Source organism: Pseudomonas sp. PDM09 (assembly GCF_014852305.1).
GTDB lineage: Bacteria > Pseudomonadota > Gammaproteobacteria > Pseudomonadales > Pseudomonadaceae > Aquipseudomonas.
The window spans coordinates 26255-44877 of sequence record NZ_JACVBI010000012.1 but is presented as its reverse complement, the minus strand read 5'-3'; the positions used below and the strand labels follow the sequence as shown (position 1 = coordinate 44877).

Annotated in this window: 13 protein-coding genes; all 13 read right to left on the bottom strand. The window is 59.1% G+C overall.

Annotated elements, in window-relative coordinates:
• Positions 1-70: 70 nt before the first annotated feature.
• Positions 71-1522, bottom strand: coding sequence for a mannose-1-phosphate guanylyltransferase/mannose-6-phosphate isomerase (locus IB250_RS25115; protein WP_192346122.1), 1452 nt, complete (start codon positions 1520-1522; stop codon positions 71-73).
• A gap of 212 nt (positions 1523-1734) precedes the next feature.
• A complete protein-coding gene (locus IB250_RS25110; RefSeq protein ID WP_192346120.1) occupies positions 1735-2400 on the bottom strand; it encodes an alginate O-acetyltransferase AlgF in 666 nt (221 codons plus the stop codon).
• A 14-nt stretch (positions 2401-2414) separates the two neighbouring features.
• Positions 2415-3590, bottom strand: a complete 1176-nt coding sequence (locus IB250_RS25105) for an alginate O-acetyltransferase (protein WP_192346118.1) — start codon at positions 3588-3590, stop codon at positions 2415-2417.
• A gap of 11 nt (positions 3591-3601) precedes the next feature.
• Entirely contained in the window at positions 3602-5167 is a 1566-nt protein-coding gene (locus IB250_RS25100) for an MBOAT family O-acyltransferase (RefSeq protein WP_192346116.1), read from the bottom strand.
• Between the two features lie 212 nt (positions 5168-5379).
• Entirely contained in the window at positions 5380-6513 is a 1134-nt protein-coding gene (locus IB250_RS25095) for a mannuronate-specific alginate lyase (protein WP_192346114.1), read from the bottom strand.
• An 11-nt stretch (positions 6514-6524) separates the two neighbouring features.
• Positions 6525-7976 carry an alginate O-acetyltransferase gene (locus IB250_RS25090; RefSeq protein WP_192346112.1) on the bottom strand — a complete coding sequence of 484 codons (1452 nt, stop codon included), beginning with the start codon at positions 7974-7976 and terminating at the stop codon, positions 6525-6527.
• Between the two features lie 10 nt (positions 7977-7986).
• Positions 7987-9576 (bottom strand): mannuronan 5-epimerase AlgG, encoded by a 1590-nt coding sequence (gene algG, locus IB250_RS25085; protein WP_192346110.1) that lies wholly within the window; start codon positions 9574-9576, stop codon positions 7987-7989.
• 26 nt (positions 9577-9602) lie between these two features.
• The gene (locus IB250_RS25080; RefSeq protein ID WP_123501030.1) at positions 9603-11090 is read right to left on the bottom strand and encodes an alginate export family protein; all 1488 of its coding nucleotides are present in this window, start codon (positions 11088-11090) and stop codon (positions 9603-9605) included.
• Positions 11087-12595 (bottom strand): alginate biosynthesis TPR repeat lipoprotein AlgK, encoded by a 1509-nt coding sequence (gene algK, locus IB250_RS25075; protein ID WP_192346108.1) that lies wholly within the window; start codon positions 12593-12595, stop codon positions 11087-11089. The genes IB250_RS25080 and algK overlap by 4 nt, the downstream gene beginning before the upstream one ends.
• A gap of 9 nt (positions 12596-12604) precedes the next feature.
• Positions 12605-13774 (bottom strand): alginate biosynthesis protein Alg44, encoded by a 1170-nt coding sequence (locus IB250_RS25070; RefSeq protein ID WP_123501032.1) that lies wholly within the window; start codon positions 13772-13774, stop codon positions 12605-12607.
• 35 nt (positions 13775-13809) lie between these two features.
• On the bottom strand, positions 13810-15291 hold the full coding sequence (gene alg8 / locus IB250_RS25065) for a mannuronan synthase (RefSeq protein ID WP_412548352.1): 1482 nt from the start codon (positions 15289-15291) through the stop codon (positions 13810-13812).
• 203 nt (positions 15292-15494) lie between these two features.
• Complete coding sequence (locus tag IB250_RS25060) at positions 15495-16811, bottom strand: nucleotide sugar dehydrogenase (protein ID WP_123501037.1); 1317 nt, start codon at positions 16809-16811, stop codon at positions 15495-15497.
• An 819-nt stretch (positions 16812-17630) separates the two neighbouring features.
• Entirely contained in the window at positions 17631-18410 is a 780-nt protein-coding gene (gene yaaA / locus IB250_RS25055; protein ID WP_123501039.1) for a peroxide stress protein YaaA, read from the bottom strand.
• Between the last annotated feature and the right edge of the window lie 213 nt (positions 18411-18623).

Genomic DNA, 18623 nt, shown 5'->3' with positions numbered 1-18623 from the left:
AGCCCCCACCCAACCCACTGCGGATAGGGAACGCAGCGGGCTGGACGGGGGCTTCTTGTATTACTGAGCGCTACTGCGCGATGGTTTTCACCGACACGCCACGCTCGATCGGGTTGGAGCGACCGTAGATATCTTCAAACCGCTCGATATCGTCTTCACCCAGGTAGCTGCCCGATTGCACTTCGATGATCTCGAGTGGAATCTTGCCTGGGTTGCGCAGACGGTGAACCGAGGCGATCGGGATGTAGGTCGATTGGTTTTCAGTGAGCAGGAACACGTTTTCGTCGCAGGTCACTTCAGCAGTGCCACTGACCACGATCCAGTGTTCGGCGCGGTGGTGGTGCATCTGCAGCGACAGGCATGCGCCCGGCTTGACCGAGATGCGCTTGACCTGGAAGCGACCGCCCATGTCGACCGAGTCGTAGGAGCCCCACGGACGATAGACTTCGCAGTGGGTCTGGGTTTCGCTGCGGCCCTGCGCGTTGAGGGTGTTGACCATCTGTTTCACGCCTTGGACCTTGTCCTTGTGGGCGATCATCATGGCGTCCTTGGTTTCGACGACCACGATGTTTTCCAGGCCGATCACCGACACCAGTTTTCCGTTGCCGTGGATCATGCAGTTCTTGCTGTCCTGGATGACCACATCGCCTTTGGTGACGTTACCGTTGGCGTCTTTTTCATTGACTTCCCACAGCGACGACCAGCAACCGACGTCGCTCCAGCCTGCGGTCAGCGGCACGACGCAGGCGCGCTGGGTTTTTTCCATCACCGAGTAGTCGATGGAATTGTCCGGGCAGCAGGCGAAGGTGGCAGCGTCGATGTCGACGGTGTCGGCATCCTGTGCGCTACGTTCCAGCGTCAGTACGCAGGTGTCGTAGATGTCCGGATCATGCTTTTTCAGTTCTTCGAGGAAACGGCTGGCGCGGAACAGGAACATGCCGCTGTTCCAGAAGTAACCACCGGACTGAACGAATTCGGTGGCGCGTTTCACGTCAGGTTTTTCGACGAAGTGCGAGACACGGCTGACGCCTTCCGGCAGCAGGGCATCGTTGGTGGACTTGATGTAGCCGTAACCGGTTTCCGGTTTGGTCGCCGGCACGCCGAACAGCACCATCTCGCCACGCTCGGCTGCCACAGTGGCCAGGGCCAGGGCGCGTTGCAGGGCTTTCTGGTCTTCCAACACGTGGTCGGCCGGCAGCACCAGCATCAACTCGTCGCGACCTTCATTGACCAGCATCATCGCGGTCAGGGCCACGGCCGGCGAAGTGTTGCGGCCAAAGGGTTCCATCAGCACGCGCTGCACGTCCAGGTTGCGGGCGCTCAACTGCTCGTTGACGATGAAACGGTGTTCCTTGTTGCAGACCACGATCGGGGTGTCCATGCCTTCGAACACCAGGCGCTCCAGGGTTTGCTGGAACAGCGTTTGTTCGCCGGTCAGGGCGAGGAATTGCTTGGGGAATTGCTTACGCGAAAGCGGCCAAAGACGTGAGCCGCTACCACCTGACAAGATCACCGGAATCATGTTGTTACTCCTTCAAAATCGATTGGTTAGAGCTACTGCGTTCTGTCGTTTCACTCTTGTTCTTGTTCCGTGTCCGAATTGACACCTCGGTCCCTTGTGGGAGCGGGCTTGCTCGCGAAAGCGGTGGGTCAGCCAACATCATCGTTGAGTGTGAAACCGTATTCGCGAGCAAACCCGCTCCCACAGGGATATGGGTCAATCCGGCAAATGTGTTAGCGCGTCGAAACCGGGCGCTTGACCCACACTGGCGACAGGCTGCTGCCGCTACCGGTGACGTACAGCACCGCGGCTTCGCCTCGTTCCAGGGCAACCGGTTTCACGTCGCCGACTTTGGTGGCGCCGTCGTACAGGGCCAGGCTGACTTTCACCGGGTTGATTTCACGCTCGCCACGGCCCTTGGCTGCCACAGACGGGACCACTTCGGTCTTGCCGTCGGCGGTTTTCAGGGTCAGGGCCTTGTCGCTGAGGTTCTGTACGCGAACCAGGGATTTCTGCTTGTTCTTGAACGGCGGCTCTTCGATCAGTTGTGGCGCGCCGCTGGCGTTGTTGACCAGGGTGTAATAGTGGTCGCCGGCCAATTTCACTGGCAGGGTCTGGCTGCCGACCTTGGCGCTGTAATCGCCGCCCGGCATGAAGCTGAAGTCGGTGCTGGACAGCGGCGCGACTTCGCTCAGGTTGGTGGTGCCAACAGTGGCGCTGACTTCAGCGTTACCGGCGTTGTAGACACGCACGAAGCTGGAGCCTTTCGGTGCAGTCGGGCCGTAGAGTGCGGCGTCACCGGCGAAGGCCTGCATCGACAGCACGCTCATGCCGGCGACGAGAGCAACTGCTTTTAGGGAGCGAGCGGCGAGACGGCGAGGAGTAGTAGTGAAAGTCATGGTGTACCTCTCTTTCAGTTTTGCGCCCGGTCGGGCGTCTCGGATTTAGTGTTTGCAGCTACGTTTTGTTGGCGAGCGCCGGCTTGTTTAAGCTCTGCGACCCACTGCGGGTCGGCGTCACCGATTTCGTTGTTCACAGGCAGATATCGTTCAGGGAACTCCCAGATCAGCACTTGTGGCGGGCTGTTCTTGAAGGCATCGCTTTTCAGGTAGCTGAGCATCGGCAGAATCGGGCCATGGCCGTCTTCGGCGTAATTGACCACGTCGCTGTGCAACGCTTCTTTCAGCGCACCGACGAAGTTCCAGTTCGGGTTGGCGCTGTAGCTGGTGCCAATCAGGGCCACCGGCACTTCAGTGTTGGCAAACAGGGCGTCATCACCGGCAGGCTGATCCTGGGCCGCCACGGTGTTGCGCTTCTGCAATGGCTCTTGCGCCGGCATCAGGTTTTCGAACAGCGGATCCAGCGGCAGGAACAACCGCAGGTCACCCTTGTGCGTCACCTTCTCCGCAGGTTCGGTGACGAAGTTTTGTGGTTCGCCGCTCAGCGGAGCCTTGTCGGCAATGGTTTTGGCCAGGGTCTCGGCGGCGATTTGCGCGCCTTCCGGGGTCCAGTGGGTGTCGGTGCGCAGGAACACTTGCTGACCGTCTTGCTTGGCCTTTTGCAGCGGGCCGAGCAGGTCAGGGGCGAGGATTTTGTCGGCCGCCACACGAGCGTGGAAGTCCTGGTACAGATTGGCGTGGATACTCGCCGGCTTCACTTCACCCAGGTGTTCCGGGTACAGGCGAGTTTTGGCCGGGACAATCGCCATCACCAATTGCACACCTTGTTTTTTCAAGGTTTGACGCACGCCTTCGACCAACGCGTAGTTGCCCTGCAGGTTCAACTCTTCGTTGACGATCGGGTGGAACTCTTCATCGCTGTAGAGCCACTGATCGCGACCGAGCACCACGCCCGGACGACCTTCGTTGAACAGTTTGAAATCCAGCGCGGCCCAAAGGTTGGTGCCCAGGCGCTTGATCGGGAACTCGTCGTCGTAGTGCGTCTCGACGGCTTTGGTCCAGCGACCGTTGAGCACGGTCGCATCGGCGTTGGTACTGAAGCCGAAGAAGCTGCGTACCGACCACACGCCCAGGACCAGCAAGGTCACCAGGAACAGGGCGATGTAGAAGATGCGTAATGAGCGGGTCATAGTCAGATCCCTCAGAACTGGAAGTAAAGGAACGGCGAGAAGCTTTGCGCCGAGAGTTTGAGAATCGAGGCGATGAACAGCAGCAGTACCAGAGCGCGCATCACGTAACGGGACCAGTCAGCGGTCCAGTAGGCCGGTTGCACAGTCGCTTCAACGCCGACGGTGTAACCCGGTTCGTGGATGCTGGCCGGGTTATCACCCGGTACGGCCTTGATCATTCCAGGCGTAGCCGCGGCAGGGCCATCGGCCTCGACGTTGACGGCAGGCTTGGTCTTGACCGGCGGCCGGTTGGTGTAGAAATCACGGATGCCGAAGAACGCCAGGGTGACGTAGGCCACCACCAGGGTTGCTACTTGCAGACCGGTGAGGCTGGCCTGGTTGAGTTCCGACAGCGACCATTCGCCGAAGCTGAACATCGCACCGTACATGCGACCGGCGACGTGCAGGTTTTCCGAGCGGAAGATCACCCAGCCCATGACAACAAGCAGGAAGGTCAGCGCCCAACGGATCGGGTTGATGCTGCGCGGCGAAGTGTTCAGGCCGAGGGCCTTTTCGATCGCCAGCCACATGCCGTGCCAGGCACCCCAGACGATGTAGGTGATGTTCGCGCCGTGCCACAGACCACCGAGCAGCATGGTCAGGAACAGGTTGCGATAGGTCATCAGCGTACCTTTACGGTTACCGCCGAGGGTGATGTACAGATAGTCACGCAACCAGGTCGACAGGCTGATGTGCCAGCGACGCCAGAACTCGGTGATCGACTGGCTGATGTACGGCTGTTTGAAGTTTTCCATGAAACGGAAACCCATCATCAAGCCCAGACCGATGGCCATGTCGCTGTAGCCGGAGAAGTCGAAGTACAGCTGCGCGGTGTAGGCCAGGGCGCCGAGCCAGGCGTCGCCCGTGGTCGGGTTCTGCAAGGCGAAGCAATGGTCGGCCACCACCGCCAGGGTGTCGGCGATGAAGACCTTCTTGATGAAGCCCTGCATGAACCGCGTGGCACCTTCGGAGAACTTGTCGAGGGTGTGAGTGCGGTTGTTGAACTGGTCGGCCAGATCACGGAAACGCAACACGGGACCGGCGATCAAGTGCGGGAAGATCGCCACGAATGCGGCAAAGTCGATCAGGTTGCGGGTCGCCGGGGTGTCACCGCGATAGACGTCGATGATGTAGCTGATGGACTCGAAGATGTAGAACGAGATCCCGATCGGCAACAACACGTGAGTCAGGATGAACGGCGACAGACCGACCGAGGTCATCATCGCGTTGATGCTGTCCACGCCGAAGTTGGCGTACTTGAAGTAGCCGAGGATGCACAGGTCGACGCCCACGCCCAGGAGTAGCCAGCGCTGGGCCGGTTTGGTCCGAACGCCTGCCGCACCGACTTTCAGGCCGATCCAGTAGTTCCACAGCGTGACGGCTGCGAACAGCGCAAGGAAGTCCACACGCCACCAGGCGTAGAACACGTAGCTGGCGATCAGCAGCAGCAAGTTGCGATAGCGTATTCCGCTCAAGTAGTACATGCCGAGAAAGATCGGCAAGAACAGAAACAGGAACACGTTGGATGAAAATACCATCCCGATCTCTCCATGTTTAACCAACAGTCAAGGGCCGCAGCCCCCCCAAACCCCCCACCGAAAACCGGAGGGCGTAACACACAATTCATGCCTGACACTGACCCTGTGGGAGCGAGCCTGCTCGCGATAGCGATCTGATATTCAGCATCGATGTCGCCTGACACTCAGTCATCGCGAGCAGGCTCGCTCCCACAGGGGTTTTGCGTTTGGCTCTAGGAACCTTTTTTGCCTTTCTCGCTGGCCGGGTCGTAGACCTTGGTCAAATCCCCGCCGAGGCGGAAGGTCTTGAACGGCTGCATTTTGTGTTTCTGTGCCAGCACATCCGGCGTGCAGGTGTAGAGCGAGCAGAACGGTTCGAGCCAGGCGAATTTCGAATCGACCTTGAGGTCGGTCATGTCCTGCTCTTTACCGTTCTTCTCCTCGAATTCATCCGGGTCTTCCACGCCTGCAAGCACGCGATCACCCAGACGCTTCAAGGCACCGTTGTTTTCCTGACGCAGATCCACACCGTTGACCTGAGCGAAACTGGCGATCATCGCCAGTGGCGGCAGGGCATAGTTGTGATAGGCGAGGGCGCGTTGCTGGCGCTTGAGCTCGTTGGGCAGGAAGCCTTGGGCGTCGACCTGATTGACGCCGACCTTGTATTCCTTGACGGCCCAATCGAACAGGTCGCGGCGGTTGGTGGCGACCGACGTGGCCATCACCGACCAGGCGGCCCAGTACGAGTGGTTGTTGGTTTGCTCGAGCGGCAGGTTGTCCCAATCGCTGACCACCTGATCAGCCATTTTGCTGAACCAGGCTTCAATCACTTGCGCTTCTTCCTGGTGGGTAGCCAGTGGATGCGAGTCAGAGAACTTCAGGCGGACATAGGACGAAGCCATGCTGCCCAGGGCCCATTTGCGCATGGACTTGCCGGTATGGTTGAAGTCCTTGGACATCAACGCGTCGGCCTTGGCCCAGGCGGTCAACCAATTCAGGGTGCATTCCAGTTGTTCCGGACGACCGTCACGCATGAACTGCATCACCCGCTTGCTGGTGGCGCGCTCGATCTTGGTGATGTCGGCGGTGGTGTCGCGGAAGGCTTTTTCCGATGCCTCGTTCAGGGTCGAACGGGCCTTGTCGGAACCTTCGTATTTGCTGCGAAATTGCAAGGCACCGGTGTAGGGCGTCGGCATCGCGTCGCAGCCTTCACTCTTGTCACCGGTTTTGACTTTTTCAATGGGCGCAAAGTAACCCTGGGGCGGGCGAAGTGGCGCGGCAGCCTGGGTGGCGCCGGCGAACATCGCCAGCGTCAGCAGGGAGGGCGCGAGTAACTTTTTCAGCGTTCGGGTTTGCATGCAGTTCATAAGAGGTAGCCTCATTGCCCGGCTTGAGCGGTACGCTGCTCGGCGCCGGAGAACACGTTGCGTTTGCAGATTTTCGCTTCGACTTTCTGAGGCGTGGTACCTGGTTTTTCAGGTCCCTGGACTTCGACGGCCAGCAGATTCTGCGAGGCCCAGTCTTCGTCCGTGCGCAACTCGAAGGCGAAACGCCCGTCGGTTTCGGATGTTTCCGGTTTGTCGATCTTGATGTCCTCGTGGCGCCCGTTCATGTACCAGAGGGTGGCTTGCAAGGTTTTCACCGAGGTGTCGGCGAAGCGGATATCGACCTGGTGGCTGCTGTTGCGCAGGTCCAGGTTCTTGCTGTTGACCATCAATTCGTTTTTGCCCGGCTTCAGCGTGGCACTGGCACTCATTTGTGCATCTTTGCCTTCGCAACCGTTGTCCAACAGCGCCATCATCTGGCGATAGATGGTTTCCTGATCGAGGCGATAAAGCGGCGAGAATTCCCAGATGAGGATTTTCGGCGGTTTGGTCTGGAACTCTTCACTGCCCAGGTACTGCAGCATCGAACCTTCCAGGCCACCGCCGGGGAACGCCACGTTGAGGATGTCGGCGCCGATGGCCTCTTCGAGGAAACCGGCGAAGTTGTAGTTCTTGCCACTGTGGCTGGTACCGACCAGGGTGATTTCCGGATTGCCGGAATCGCTGAACAGGTCGCCATCGCCCGCTTCGCCTTTTGGCTCGGTGGTGAACTGATCCATGTACTGGATCGCGTAGCTGGTGCCACAGAGTTGACCAGCCATGTTGTGTAACGTTCCGGTCTTGCCCATGCGACCCGACTTATGGGTCTCGAATTCACGCTTGGGAACGTCGGCGAAGGCCGGCAATTGCTTGACCTTCTCGGCAACGATTTTCGCTGTGCGCTGGGCGCCATACGGCGTCCAGTGTTGGTCGCCGCGGAAGTAGAAATCGTGAGCTGGCAGGGTGTCGGGCAGCGATTCGTTGGTCAGCGGCGACAGGTCCGGGACCACGTAGCCCATCTGCGCGAAACGCCCGAGCATGGTTTTGTAGTTCTTCAGCGCCTTGTCGAAATCGTAGCTCGCTTTCTCTGCCGGGTTCAGCTTGTTGCGGTTCACCAGGCCACGGGTCGGCTGGTAAACGATGACCAGTTCCACGCCTTTGCTCTTGAACGCATCGTGCAGTTGCTTCATGCGTTTGTAGCCAGCGGGAGTGGTATCGAACTCGGTGCGCAAGTCTTCTTGCGTACGGAACAGCCAATCGCCCTGCGCCTGCACCAGCGTGGTGAAGTTCTGCTGATAGCGGGTGGTGTAGTTCTTCGGGTCGTGGGCTTCAGGGCAGAGGTTGCAGCAATCATCGGCCTTGAAGCTGGGGGCTTTGGCGTCTTCGGCACGTACGCCAGTGCTCGCCGCAAGAATGCCAGCGGTCAGGGCCGACAGGCTGAGTAATTTGATCAAGTGTGGGTGCATAAAATTATCCTCAGTCCTGCATTTTGGTCTGGCGTTCGACTGGGTCGATCAGCACGGCTTTCTGCTGGCGCACCAGCAGGTCGAGAATTTCATCCTGGCGTTCGCCGAGGATTCCCGAGAAGCTGATGCCGCTGGATTTGGTCGGCGCGAGCATCGACACGCGATACAGCTCCACGCTCAGCGGCGAGTCGATCGACAGTGGTCCGCTGCCATTGGCGGCCAGCTCACCACCGACCACAATCAGGGACACCTGGGCGTCGAACGGGTCGAGCTTGATGTCCCGGTCGGTGTCGCTCAGGTCTTTGATGTGCCCGTAGACACCGGTCAGGCCGTTGGCCATCGAGACGTTTTCATACAGGCGAATGTTCACGCTGTTACGAATACGGATGCCGTGGCGCTTGTTGCTGATCACCTTGTTGCCCCACAGCAGGTTGTCAGCACTCTCATAGAGGGTGATGCCGTCGGTGTGGTTCTTGTAGATCTCGTTGTAGGCGATCAGGTTGTTCACACTGTTACGGTCGATCACCAGACCCGACAACTTGTTGTCGTAGCTGCGGTTGTTGAAGATGAAGCTGTCGTTGACCTCACGGGAAATAATGATCCCGTGCTTCTTCTTGGTCCCGAACACCGTATTGTCGGCGATGATCAGACCGTGGGAACGGTCATGGGGGTCGATGCCGTAGACGATGTTGTCTTTGTAGGTGTTGCCCTTGACCACGAAGTCGCGGGTTTCGTAGCAGTAGAAGCCGTACCACATGTCCGAGAACTCGGAGCCGACGATCCAACCGGTCGGTTCCGGGCGCTTGAGCACCTTGGCCATGTTCGGCGTGTATTGGGAAATACTCACGCCATAGGACTTACTGTTGGCGTAACCGAAACTGGCGATCTTGCTGTTGGCAATGTAGGTCTCGGTGCCACCCCAGGCCAGCAGGAACGGACGGAACTCCTTGGGCGACTTGAAGACCGCCGGGCCGTTTGCCTTCTCGCTCCAGCCAGTGATTTTGGTATCACGTACGAACAGTTGGCCGTCGTTGACCAGGAACGAACCGGCCTCTTGGGACAGGCGCAATTCCTGAGTCTGCTTGTCGATTTCCAGAATGCCCTTGTTACCCACCACGATCGGCAACTTCGCCAGGAACACACCCGGCGAAGTTTCGCTGAAGTACTGCTTGGGCAGCTTCTTCGCCAGGTCCTTGAGGTTCATGTAGCCGTCGTCGACGAAGATCGCCTGCGGGATGCCATGCTGACGCACCACCCACTCGGCCATCTTGTTGTCGCCGCCGATGAAGTCCTTCAGGGCGTCTTCCTGCATCATCCGGCGCACGCTGATCTTGCCGGGTTTGGTGCGCACGATTTTCGCGGCGATGGCTTCGGCGGTGTAGCCAGAGGTGTCCGGCAGTTTCGGCTTGGCCAGGTCCAGCGGCGCGGTTGGCGCGCTGCTGACGGTGTAGGTCTTGGCCTGTTGCAGCCCTTTGGCTATGGTCGCCGATTTGCCCTGTTGCACAGGCTTGGCCGGTTCGACGGTGGCGAAGGCGGCTGCGCTGGCGAGCAGCAGCGCGCCGGCCAGCAGGCTGATCGAGCCTTTCTTGGCACTGTTCATGTCGGGCACTCCCTTCGCGGTTTGCATCAGAAGCGCCAGACCACGTCGACAAACGCGCGGTGCATGTAGGAGTCGACTTCTTTGCCATACGCATCGCCAGGCTTGAACACACCGCCACGGAACCGCACCAGAGCCGAAGGCTCATCGATCGACTGGCTCAACGCTGCTGGCAGCAGGCCTTGCTTGAAGTACTTGGTGACCACCAGGTCCATTTCCTGACCGAGGTCTTTGTTGCCATCTTCCAGCGGCAGCGAGGTGCTGGAGAGGATCGCGCCGGTCACGTCGTCGGTGTTGTTTTCGACGGCGTTGATGCCATTGCTGCCCACCGGCTTGTTGCCGTCGACGCGCCAGAACTTGTGGTAGATCAGACTGGCGTCGTATTCGTCGTTGAGCATCCACGAGCCGAACAAGGTAGCGGTCTGCATGTTGTTCATTTCGCCACGGAAGGCTTCGCCGAAACGGTGAACCCGCGAGCGTGTACCGGTGTAGTTCGAGCGATTGCTTTCCAGGCCGGTCTGTTCGTACTCGGCGCTGGCACGGGCATAGGCCGCACCGACTTGCCACTGCGGATCGAGGCGCAGACGCAGGCCGATATCGGTGGCCCAGCCATTGAGGTCTTCACCGCGTTTGGCTTCGGTCGGGCGCGTGCCATCGGCGTTCAGCGGGTTGACCGTGTCGGTGTCGCCGCTCATACCGGTGATGCTGCCCCAGTAGTTGACGGTGTTGGTGTTGCGCCAGTTATAGGCGTCGCTGTCGGCGGTGAGGCCGAGCCAGCTGATGTCACCGTTCTGTTTTTTATCCAGCGAATCGCCGGCAACGCCCGGCTCCGGGTAGTCGAGCTTGCCGTCATCGTGAGTGTGATGACCGCGAATGCCGACCCAGTTACCCGGCGACCATTGAGTGGCAACGTCGCCGAAAACGTGCAGGCGATCTTCGTCCTTGGGTGCCAGTTCTTTCAAGTCGGTGCGGTATTCGCTGAAGCGTTCGGCGATACCGACGTTGGCGCGCAACAGGGTGGTGTCGAAGGTCCAGTTCAGGGCTTCGATGTTGGTGTCGCGCCATTGGCCGTCGTCGTTGCGCAGGCGTTGGCGACCGAGCTTGAGGATCTCGCCAGGGTAGGGCGTGAGGCCGCTGTAGCCGACCCAGAACTCGCGCATCGCCAAGTAGTTCTTCTTGGTTTTGCGATCACCGTTGTCGGTGGTCTGGGTACCATCGCTGTCGGACTGTTGCAGGGTGTCCGTTTCGATGATGTCGGTGGACGTCACGGCCTGACCCATGGCGTACGCGCTCCACGCGCCGCTTTCGCCGTATACCCATGGACGCAGGTCGAGGCCGACGCCGGAAACGTCGCCGCCACTGGCAGTGCCCAGGTCACGGTCGTCTTCGGACTGGCCGGTAACTTTGACTTCGAGGCCGAAGTTCTTGTCTTCGGTCAGGGCCGCCAGGGTCGGGCACGACCACAACAGGGCGAATGTAAGGCCAATACCGGCCTTCACGAATGGATTAAGCTTCATAGGGATTCCTCGCCGTCTTCTTCTTGCAGGGCGTGCAGTTCCAGCGTGTCCGGACTCACGGCACTACGAATGGCCTGCTCTTGTTTCAGCAGGCGTTGGGCCTCGGCCAGCCGGTCAGGCGGCAGTTGCGCTTCAATGGTTTGCGCAAGCTCATTGGCTTGTGGGGTGTTTTGAGCCTTCGCCAATTGGCTGAAGACATAAGCGTTGACCGGGTCGGGTCGGGTGCCCTTGCCTTGGGAGAACAGTTGGGCAATGGCGAAATCGGCGCTGTTCTGGCCATTACGCGCAGCGGTCAGCAGGTGATCCAGGGCTTTTTGCGGATAGACCTTGCCCAGATAACCACGACGGTAAATCTGGCCGAGGTAGTAATCGGCGGCGACTTCACGGCCAACGGCTTTCTTGAAGTGCTCTTCGGCGACCTTGGCGTCGGCCGGCACCATTTTTCCTTCGAAGTAGAGCTTGCCCAGCAACAGTTCGGCGCGGGGCTGATCAGCGGCGCGGCCGTTGTCCAGGTACTTCATCATGGTGTCGACGTCGCCCAGTTCCGGGAAGTCGTAGAGCAATTGCGCCAGGCTGACCCAGGATGCCGGGTAGCCAGGTGCGATGCCTTCGAGCAGCGACTGAGCGGTTTTCTCGTCGGTCTTGCCCAGGCTTGCATCGCCCAGTACGCGAGCCACGCTGTCCACACGTTGCGCAGTGACGACGCCACGGCTTTGACCCGCCTGCATCTGCTTGATCAGTTCTGCCTGTTGCTCTGGCTGGCCGCGTTTCTGATAGACCGTGGCCAGTTCGACGTAGCAGATGTCGGTGGTGTTCAACGCGGCTTTGCAGATCTTTTCCACGTCGTCCAGATGCTGGTCGTAAGTGCCCTGGGTGCGATAGAGCAGCACTTGCGCCAGACCGGCTTCCGGTTTGCCTTCGGTGCGCCATTGGCTGATCTGCTGCTGCGCGTTGACGTTCGGGAAACTGTGCGGGTATTGCAGGTACAGCATGGCCAGCGGGATCAGGGTGTTGCCTTCGCCATTGGCCGAGGCTTTCTTCAACAGCGCTTCGGCTTCGTGATGTTCGGCTTCGGTGGCACCGGGCTTGGCCACCAGCAGACGACCCAGGCGAGCCTGAGCCCGCGGCGAGACGCTGGCCGCGGCACGGTAAGTCGCCTCGGCCTTTTTGATTTGCGCCGGGTCACGGCTGTCGACCTGCAGATCGGCCAGGCCGACCTGAGCTTCGCTGTAACCCAGGTCTGCCAGCTGCTGGTAGTTCTGCGCCGCCAGCGCGGTGTCGCCGCGCTTGAGGGCTTCATTGGCCAGACGCTGGTCGGGCAGGCCGGCGCAGCCGCTGAGGCTCACCGCTAACGCCAATGCACAGAATGCACCCTTGTGGGAGCGGGCTTGCTCGCGAAGCTGGCGCTGCGGTGCATCAGGCAGACCGTGTTGATCCCTTCGCGAGCAAGCCCGCTCCCACAAGGTGTGCGGTGTGTTCAGGATTTTTGTGATGGTCACGGGCATGTCCTCTGTTTAAAGACCGGCGGCCATGGCTTTGTTGATCAGCCAGCTCAGGTTCGGGCCACGGGTGCTGTTCACTTCCACCGGGCGACCGGCGAAGGCGCTGTCCAGCGGCTCGTCAGGTTTGATCTGCACGCGGATGTCGGATGACAGGTCGGCGCTTTTCAGGCTGGTGCTGCTGACGATCTTGCCGGTACGGGTTTGGTCTTCGCCGGCGATCTGGAAGCTGACAGTGGTGCCAGGACGCACGTCGCCGAACTGGCGATAGGAGAAGCGCGCTTCAACGTTGGCTTCGGTGTTACGCGGCACCAGTTGGAAGATCACGTCGCCTTTGCTGGCGTACTGACCGTTAGCCACCAGTTGCTGAGACACGGTGCAATCGCACGGCGACGTCAGGGTGCCGGTCATTTGCTTGCCGAACAGTTCTTCAACCTTGGATGGTTGCAGTTGACCTTCGTCCAGATGGCCCTTGAGTACGTCGAGCATGCTGGTGCTGAAGGTCGCCAGCGGTGCGCCTTTAGCGGCAACGCCGTCAGCCTTGATCAGGCTCTGCACGGTGCCGTCGCGTGGCATGGTGATGTTCATCCCCTGCACGCTGACCAGACCGGCCTGGGCGTGGCTGACGAAGTACATGCCGTACACCGATTTGAAAATGAAACCGAACGCCACCAGGCCGACCACGAAGATACCGGCGCTGAAGGTCACTGCTTTCAGACGGCCCAGCGGGGTCATGCCGTGGCCGCCATCCTTGACCTTGCGTGCCTTGGTGAAGTTGTCGCGCTGCAGGGTCGCCAGCATTTCACCCACACTGACGATGTCGCCAGCCAGGTGCGAGGTGATCAGGTGGCGCAGGGTGGAAATGTCACGGGGTTCCAGGTTCTGGAACTGGCAACCGGTGCGGCCGGTCTGGCGATCCACGGAGCGGATTTGCAATTCCACGTCCATGGCCAGGCCGAGGTTATCGATCACGAATTGCAGGCGGGCCTTGTGCACATCGCCGACCTTCAGCGGCAGCTGACCGGCGTTGAACGCCAGGCCGCCAGCGGAGAGGTCGATGAGCCGGGCTTCAACCGGAGTCCGGTCTGGACCGAAGAAACGCAGCTTGGCCGGGATTTTCACGCGAGCGTGTTGGCGCTGGGCTTCGGATTCGTGCACTACGTTGGAGTTGACGGCGGTATTCATATGGGCGATTTCCTAGTTAATTCAGGCGAGTTCGGTCAGACCATCAGCAGCAGCACGGCGACAAAAATGCTGCCGGCGGAGAAGGTCATGGTCCGAGACGACCAAGTGTTGAACCAACGTTGAAAGCTGGCGAGATCACGGGTCAGAGAAGTGGGCTGGCGAGTCCAGGACTGTTGATCGAGGCGGAAGAACACGTAGATTTTCACCAGCGCGCCGACGATCTGGTTGTAATAGAGAATCGCCGGGTAAGCCGGGCCGATCCGGTGACCGGAGCAGGACAGCAGCACGGTCAGGATCAGGCGGGTGATGCCGATCCACAGCAGGTAAACCAGGATGAACGCGCTGCCGTACTTGAAGGTGGCGAGGAGTGCCACGGTCAGGCCCAGCAAGGACGTCCACATCGACACGCGCTGATCGAACAGCACCACCGACGTGAACAGGCCGAGACGTTTCATCCCCAGGCCCAGGGCGCGAGAGTTCTGCCGCAGGTTGTTGCCGTACCAGCGGAACATCAGTTTGCGACTGGCCTTGATGAAGCTCTTTTCCGGCGGGTGTTCCACGGTATGGATCGCGGCATCCGGCACGTAAAACGTGTCGTAGCCCAGACGCATCAAGCTGAACCAGCTCGACTTGTCGTCACCGGTCAGGAACTTGAAACGGCCCAGGCGCCAGTGTTGCAGCGAGTCGCTTTCCACATCGGCGATGAAGTCCGGGTTGGTGACCACGGTGGCGCGGAATACCGACATCCGGCCGGTCATGGTCAACACGCGCTTGGACAGGGCCATGGAGCACATGTTGATGTGGCGCTGGGCGAATCGCAGTTTGTGCCATTCGCTCATGATGTAGCCGCCGCGCACTTCACAGAACTCGTTGGTGGTCAGGCCGCCGACGTTGCCGAACAGCTGGAACCACGGCACGGTCTTGAGCACAACGCCTTCGGCCAATACGGTGTCGCCATCGATCACGGCAACCACGGCGCGGTCGTCCGGCAGGTGGCGTGAGATGGCGCGGAAACCGTAGGCAAGGCCATCGCGTTTGCCGGTGCCGGGAATGCGCACGAAGTCGAGCTTGACCCGTGGCGGTGGGTTCATGCGTTTCCAGAGGCTCTTGACCAGCAGCTCATCGGACATTTCGACGATGGAGCAGACCACGGTGGTCGGCAGTTCGCAGTCGATGGCCTCGCGGATTACCGAGCTGTAGACCTGAGCGGTGGTCAGCGCGTCGATACGGAAGCTGGTGACCATCAGAAATACATGGGACGGGTCTGCCGCTTTGCCCAGCTTGCGCACTTTGCGCCGCAGGTGCGGGTAGACCACGTACAGAAACAGCATGCCGCGCAGAAAGTGCGTGGCACCCATCGAGTAGCGCCAGATACCGACGATACCGATCAGGAAGATGAAGTCCTTCGACTCGGAGTCGAACGTGGACGTAGGCAGCGCCGTGGCGATGCCCATCAATAAACTTAGGTAAAACAGCCAACCGGCGGCCTGAAGTAGGCCGTGCTTTAGCCTGTGCATAATCTGCATCCGTCTCGATCTCGGGCGAGCCTGTGGGGTGGCCCGATGGGGTTAAGGCAGGCCTGTGAAAACTGGCGTCACCCGTTCTGGATGACGCCAGAAATCCTGGTAGGAGCTGCCGCAGGCTGCGATCTTTTGGCGTCAGTGAGATCGCTGAAAATCAAAAGATCGCAGGCTTCGCCAGCTCCTACACAGATGCAGCGTTACCAGCAGATGCCTTCAGTCCGGCCGCTCACGCTGGTGGCTTTGGACATGAAGCCAACCAGGTCGACCACTTGCTTGCCGTGTGGAGCTTCCAGCGCCAGGGCGCGGAATTTCTCGTCACGGTTGCCGAGGATGATCACGTCGGAGTTTGCGATCACATCGTCGAAGTCGGCGTTGAGCAAGGACGAGACGTGAGGGATCTTCGACTCGATGTAATCCTTGTTCGCACCGTGGACACGGGCGTATTCGACGTTGCTGTCGTAGATGCTCAGGTCGTAACCCTTGCCGATCAGCATTTCCGCCAGATCAACCAGCGGGCTTTCGCGAAGGTCGTCGGTGCCGGCCTTGAAGCTCAGACCCAGCAGGGCGACTTTGCGCTTGTCGTGGCTGGAGACGATGTCGAACGCGTTCTGCACCTGGGACTCGTTACTGCGCATCAGCGAGTTGAGCAGCGGTGCTTCCACGTCCAGGGAACCGGCGCGGTAGGTCAGGGCGCGGACGTCTTTTGGCAGGCAAGAGCCGCCGAACGCAAAGCCTGGGCGCATGTAGTACTGGGACAGGTTCAGTGTCTTGTCCTGGCAGACCACTTCCATTACTTCGCGACCGTCAACACCGACGGCCTTGGCGATGTTGCCGATCTCGTTGGCGAAGGTCACCTTGGTGGCGTGCCACACGTTGCAGGTGTACTTGATCATCTCGGCAACGGCGATGTCCTTGCGGATGATCGGTGCGTCGAGTTCTTCGTACAGCGATTGCAGAACGTCACCCGAAGCCTTGTCGAACTCGCCGATAACGGTCATTGGCGGCAGATCGTAATCGGCGATCGCGGTGCTTTCACGCAGGAACTCAGGGTTGACCGCTACGCCGAAATCGACGCCGGCTTTTTTGCCGGAGCAGTCTTCGAGGATCGGGATCACCACGTTTGCCACGGTGCCCGGCAGGACGGTGCTGCGAACCACGATGGTGTGGCGGGTGGTCTTGTCACGCAGGACAAAACCGATCTCGCGGCACACGGCTTCGATGTAGTTCAGTTCCAGATCGCCGTTCTTCTTGCTCGGCGTGCCGACGCAGATCATCGACAGGTCGGTGTCGCGAATCGCCTCGGCGAAGTTGGTCGTGCCGCGCAATTTGCCCGTCTCGATGCCCTTCTGCAGAAGTTCGCCCAAACCCGGTTCAACGATCGGCGATTTGCCGGCGTTGATCATATCGATTTTGTCTTTGGCAACATCGACGCCAACGACGTCATGGCCCCGTGCAGACAGGCAACCGGCACATACTGCGCCGACGTAACCCAAACCAAATATGCTGATGCGCATCGCAATTACCTCTGTGTTTATCAAGCCATTACATGGCCGGAGTTAATGGTGTTCAGCGGTCATAGTGCACTCGCAAGTGCGACTTAAAGGCGCCACAATGCCGTGTGCAGGCATACTAAGTTCCGAGTGTCTAAATAAATGCACTCAAGATGTGCGCAGCCAGGTCTTATTGTTATGACGTGCCCTGTTATGCAGCCGATCCTCTTTTCTGAAGACTTCCGTGCAAAGGTCTTGCGCGCTCAATGCCAGGCCCGAAAGCCCGTAAATCAAGCGGTTGGGTGCTCAGGTGAGCACGTTTATAGGGGCGCAGCCGTGGCCTTGTAGGGGATAGTAATGGTGCGTTATCTCCTGTCCTTCATGTGTTGCCCAAATAAGTGATCAGTAAGCCAAAGTAAGTGTGACAACTTCGCTACATCGATCTCTTGTCTGTGTAAGTTATCTCGCACAATCACCGAGAGAATCGTTACCGGTGGTATGAGCGGCGCATTTGGACATAGTTCCTGTCCGCCCATCGCGAATTCTGAAATTTCTTGAAATATTGAAAAAGATGGCACTGCTTTCATATTGATAGCACTTGCCCTTTGGCCCTTTATATATGGGGCTATTGTCGCGCTGGATATGTTTTTGCCACTACGAGTAAAATTTTTCAGTGCCACTACTGAAAAAAATGATCAATGTCGAGTGAAACTAAAGTTAGAAAATTGAGTGCTTGAATATTGGCGCCAATAAAACGGCGAAAAGGAGGGGGTTGTTCGACGATCAAAGGGGGGGCGCACGACGAAGTAAGGGGTGTCGTGCGCTGACTTAGTGCAGGCTCTATTACTCCGGAGCGTGATCTCGCAGGAACACCAGATTGTCCGGTTTAGACTGTTCGGCGCTGTAGCGATAACCCTGAACGTCGAACTGCTTGAGGGCGACCGGGTCATTGATGCGTTCTTCGATGACGAAGCGACTCATCATCCCGCGGGCCTTTTTCGCGTAGAAGCTGATGATTTTGTACTGGCCGTTCTTCAGATCCTTGAACTCGGTATTGATGATGCGCGCGTTCAAAGCACTGCGTTTGACCGCCGAGAAGTACTCGTTGGAGGCCAGGTTCAGCAGCACGTCATCGCCTTGATCGGCCAAGGCTTCGTTCAGCCATTCGCTGATCCGGGTACCCCAGAAAGCGTACAGGTCTTTGCCACGGGCATTGGCCAGTTTGGTGCCCATCTCCAGCCGATAGGGCTGCATCAAGTCCAAGGGGCGCAACAGGCCATACAGGCCGGAGAGCATGCGCAAGTGCTGCTGGGCGTAATCGAAATCGGCTTCGCTGAAAGTTTGTGCATTCAGGCCGGTGTACACATCGCCCTTGAATGCCAGCAACGCCTGCTTGGCGTTGGCAGGGGTGAAGGCCGGGGTCCAACTGCCGAAGCGCGCGGCATTGAGACCGCCGATCTTGTCGGAGACGTGCATCAATTCGCTGATCTGCGCTGGCGTCAGGTCGCGCAGTTGCAGGATCAACTCCTGGGAATGGTCGAGGTATTGCGGCTGAGTGAAGCGCTGGGTCGCCGGCGGTGTTTCGTAATCGAGGGTCTTGGCGGGGGAAATCACCATCAGCATGAAGTCGTCTCCTTTAATCGTGGGGGCGATTCTAGGGGGTTGTCCTTGTTGACTCCAGCTATGGGTGTCATAGGTGATCGGTGGTGTCATGGAACAAGATCGCAGCCTCGCTTCGCTCGACAGCTCCTACGGTGCGCGTACATCTGTAGGAGCTGTCGAGCGAAGCGAGGCTGCGATCTTTTGATCTTCCCGAGATATAGTGCCGCGCGGGTT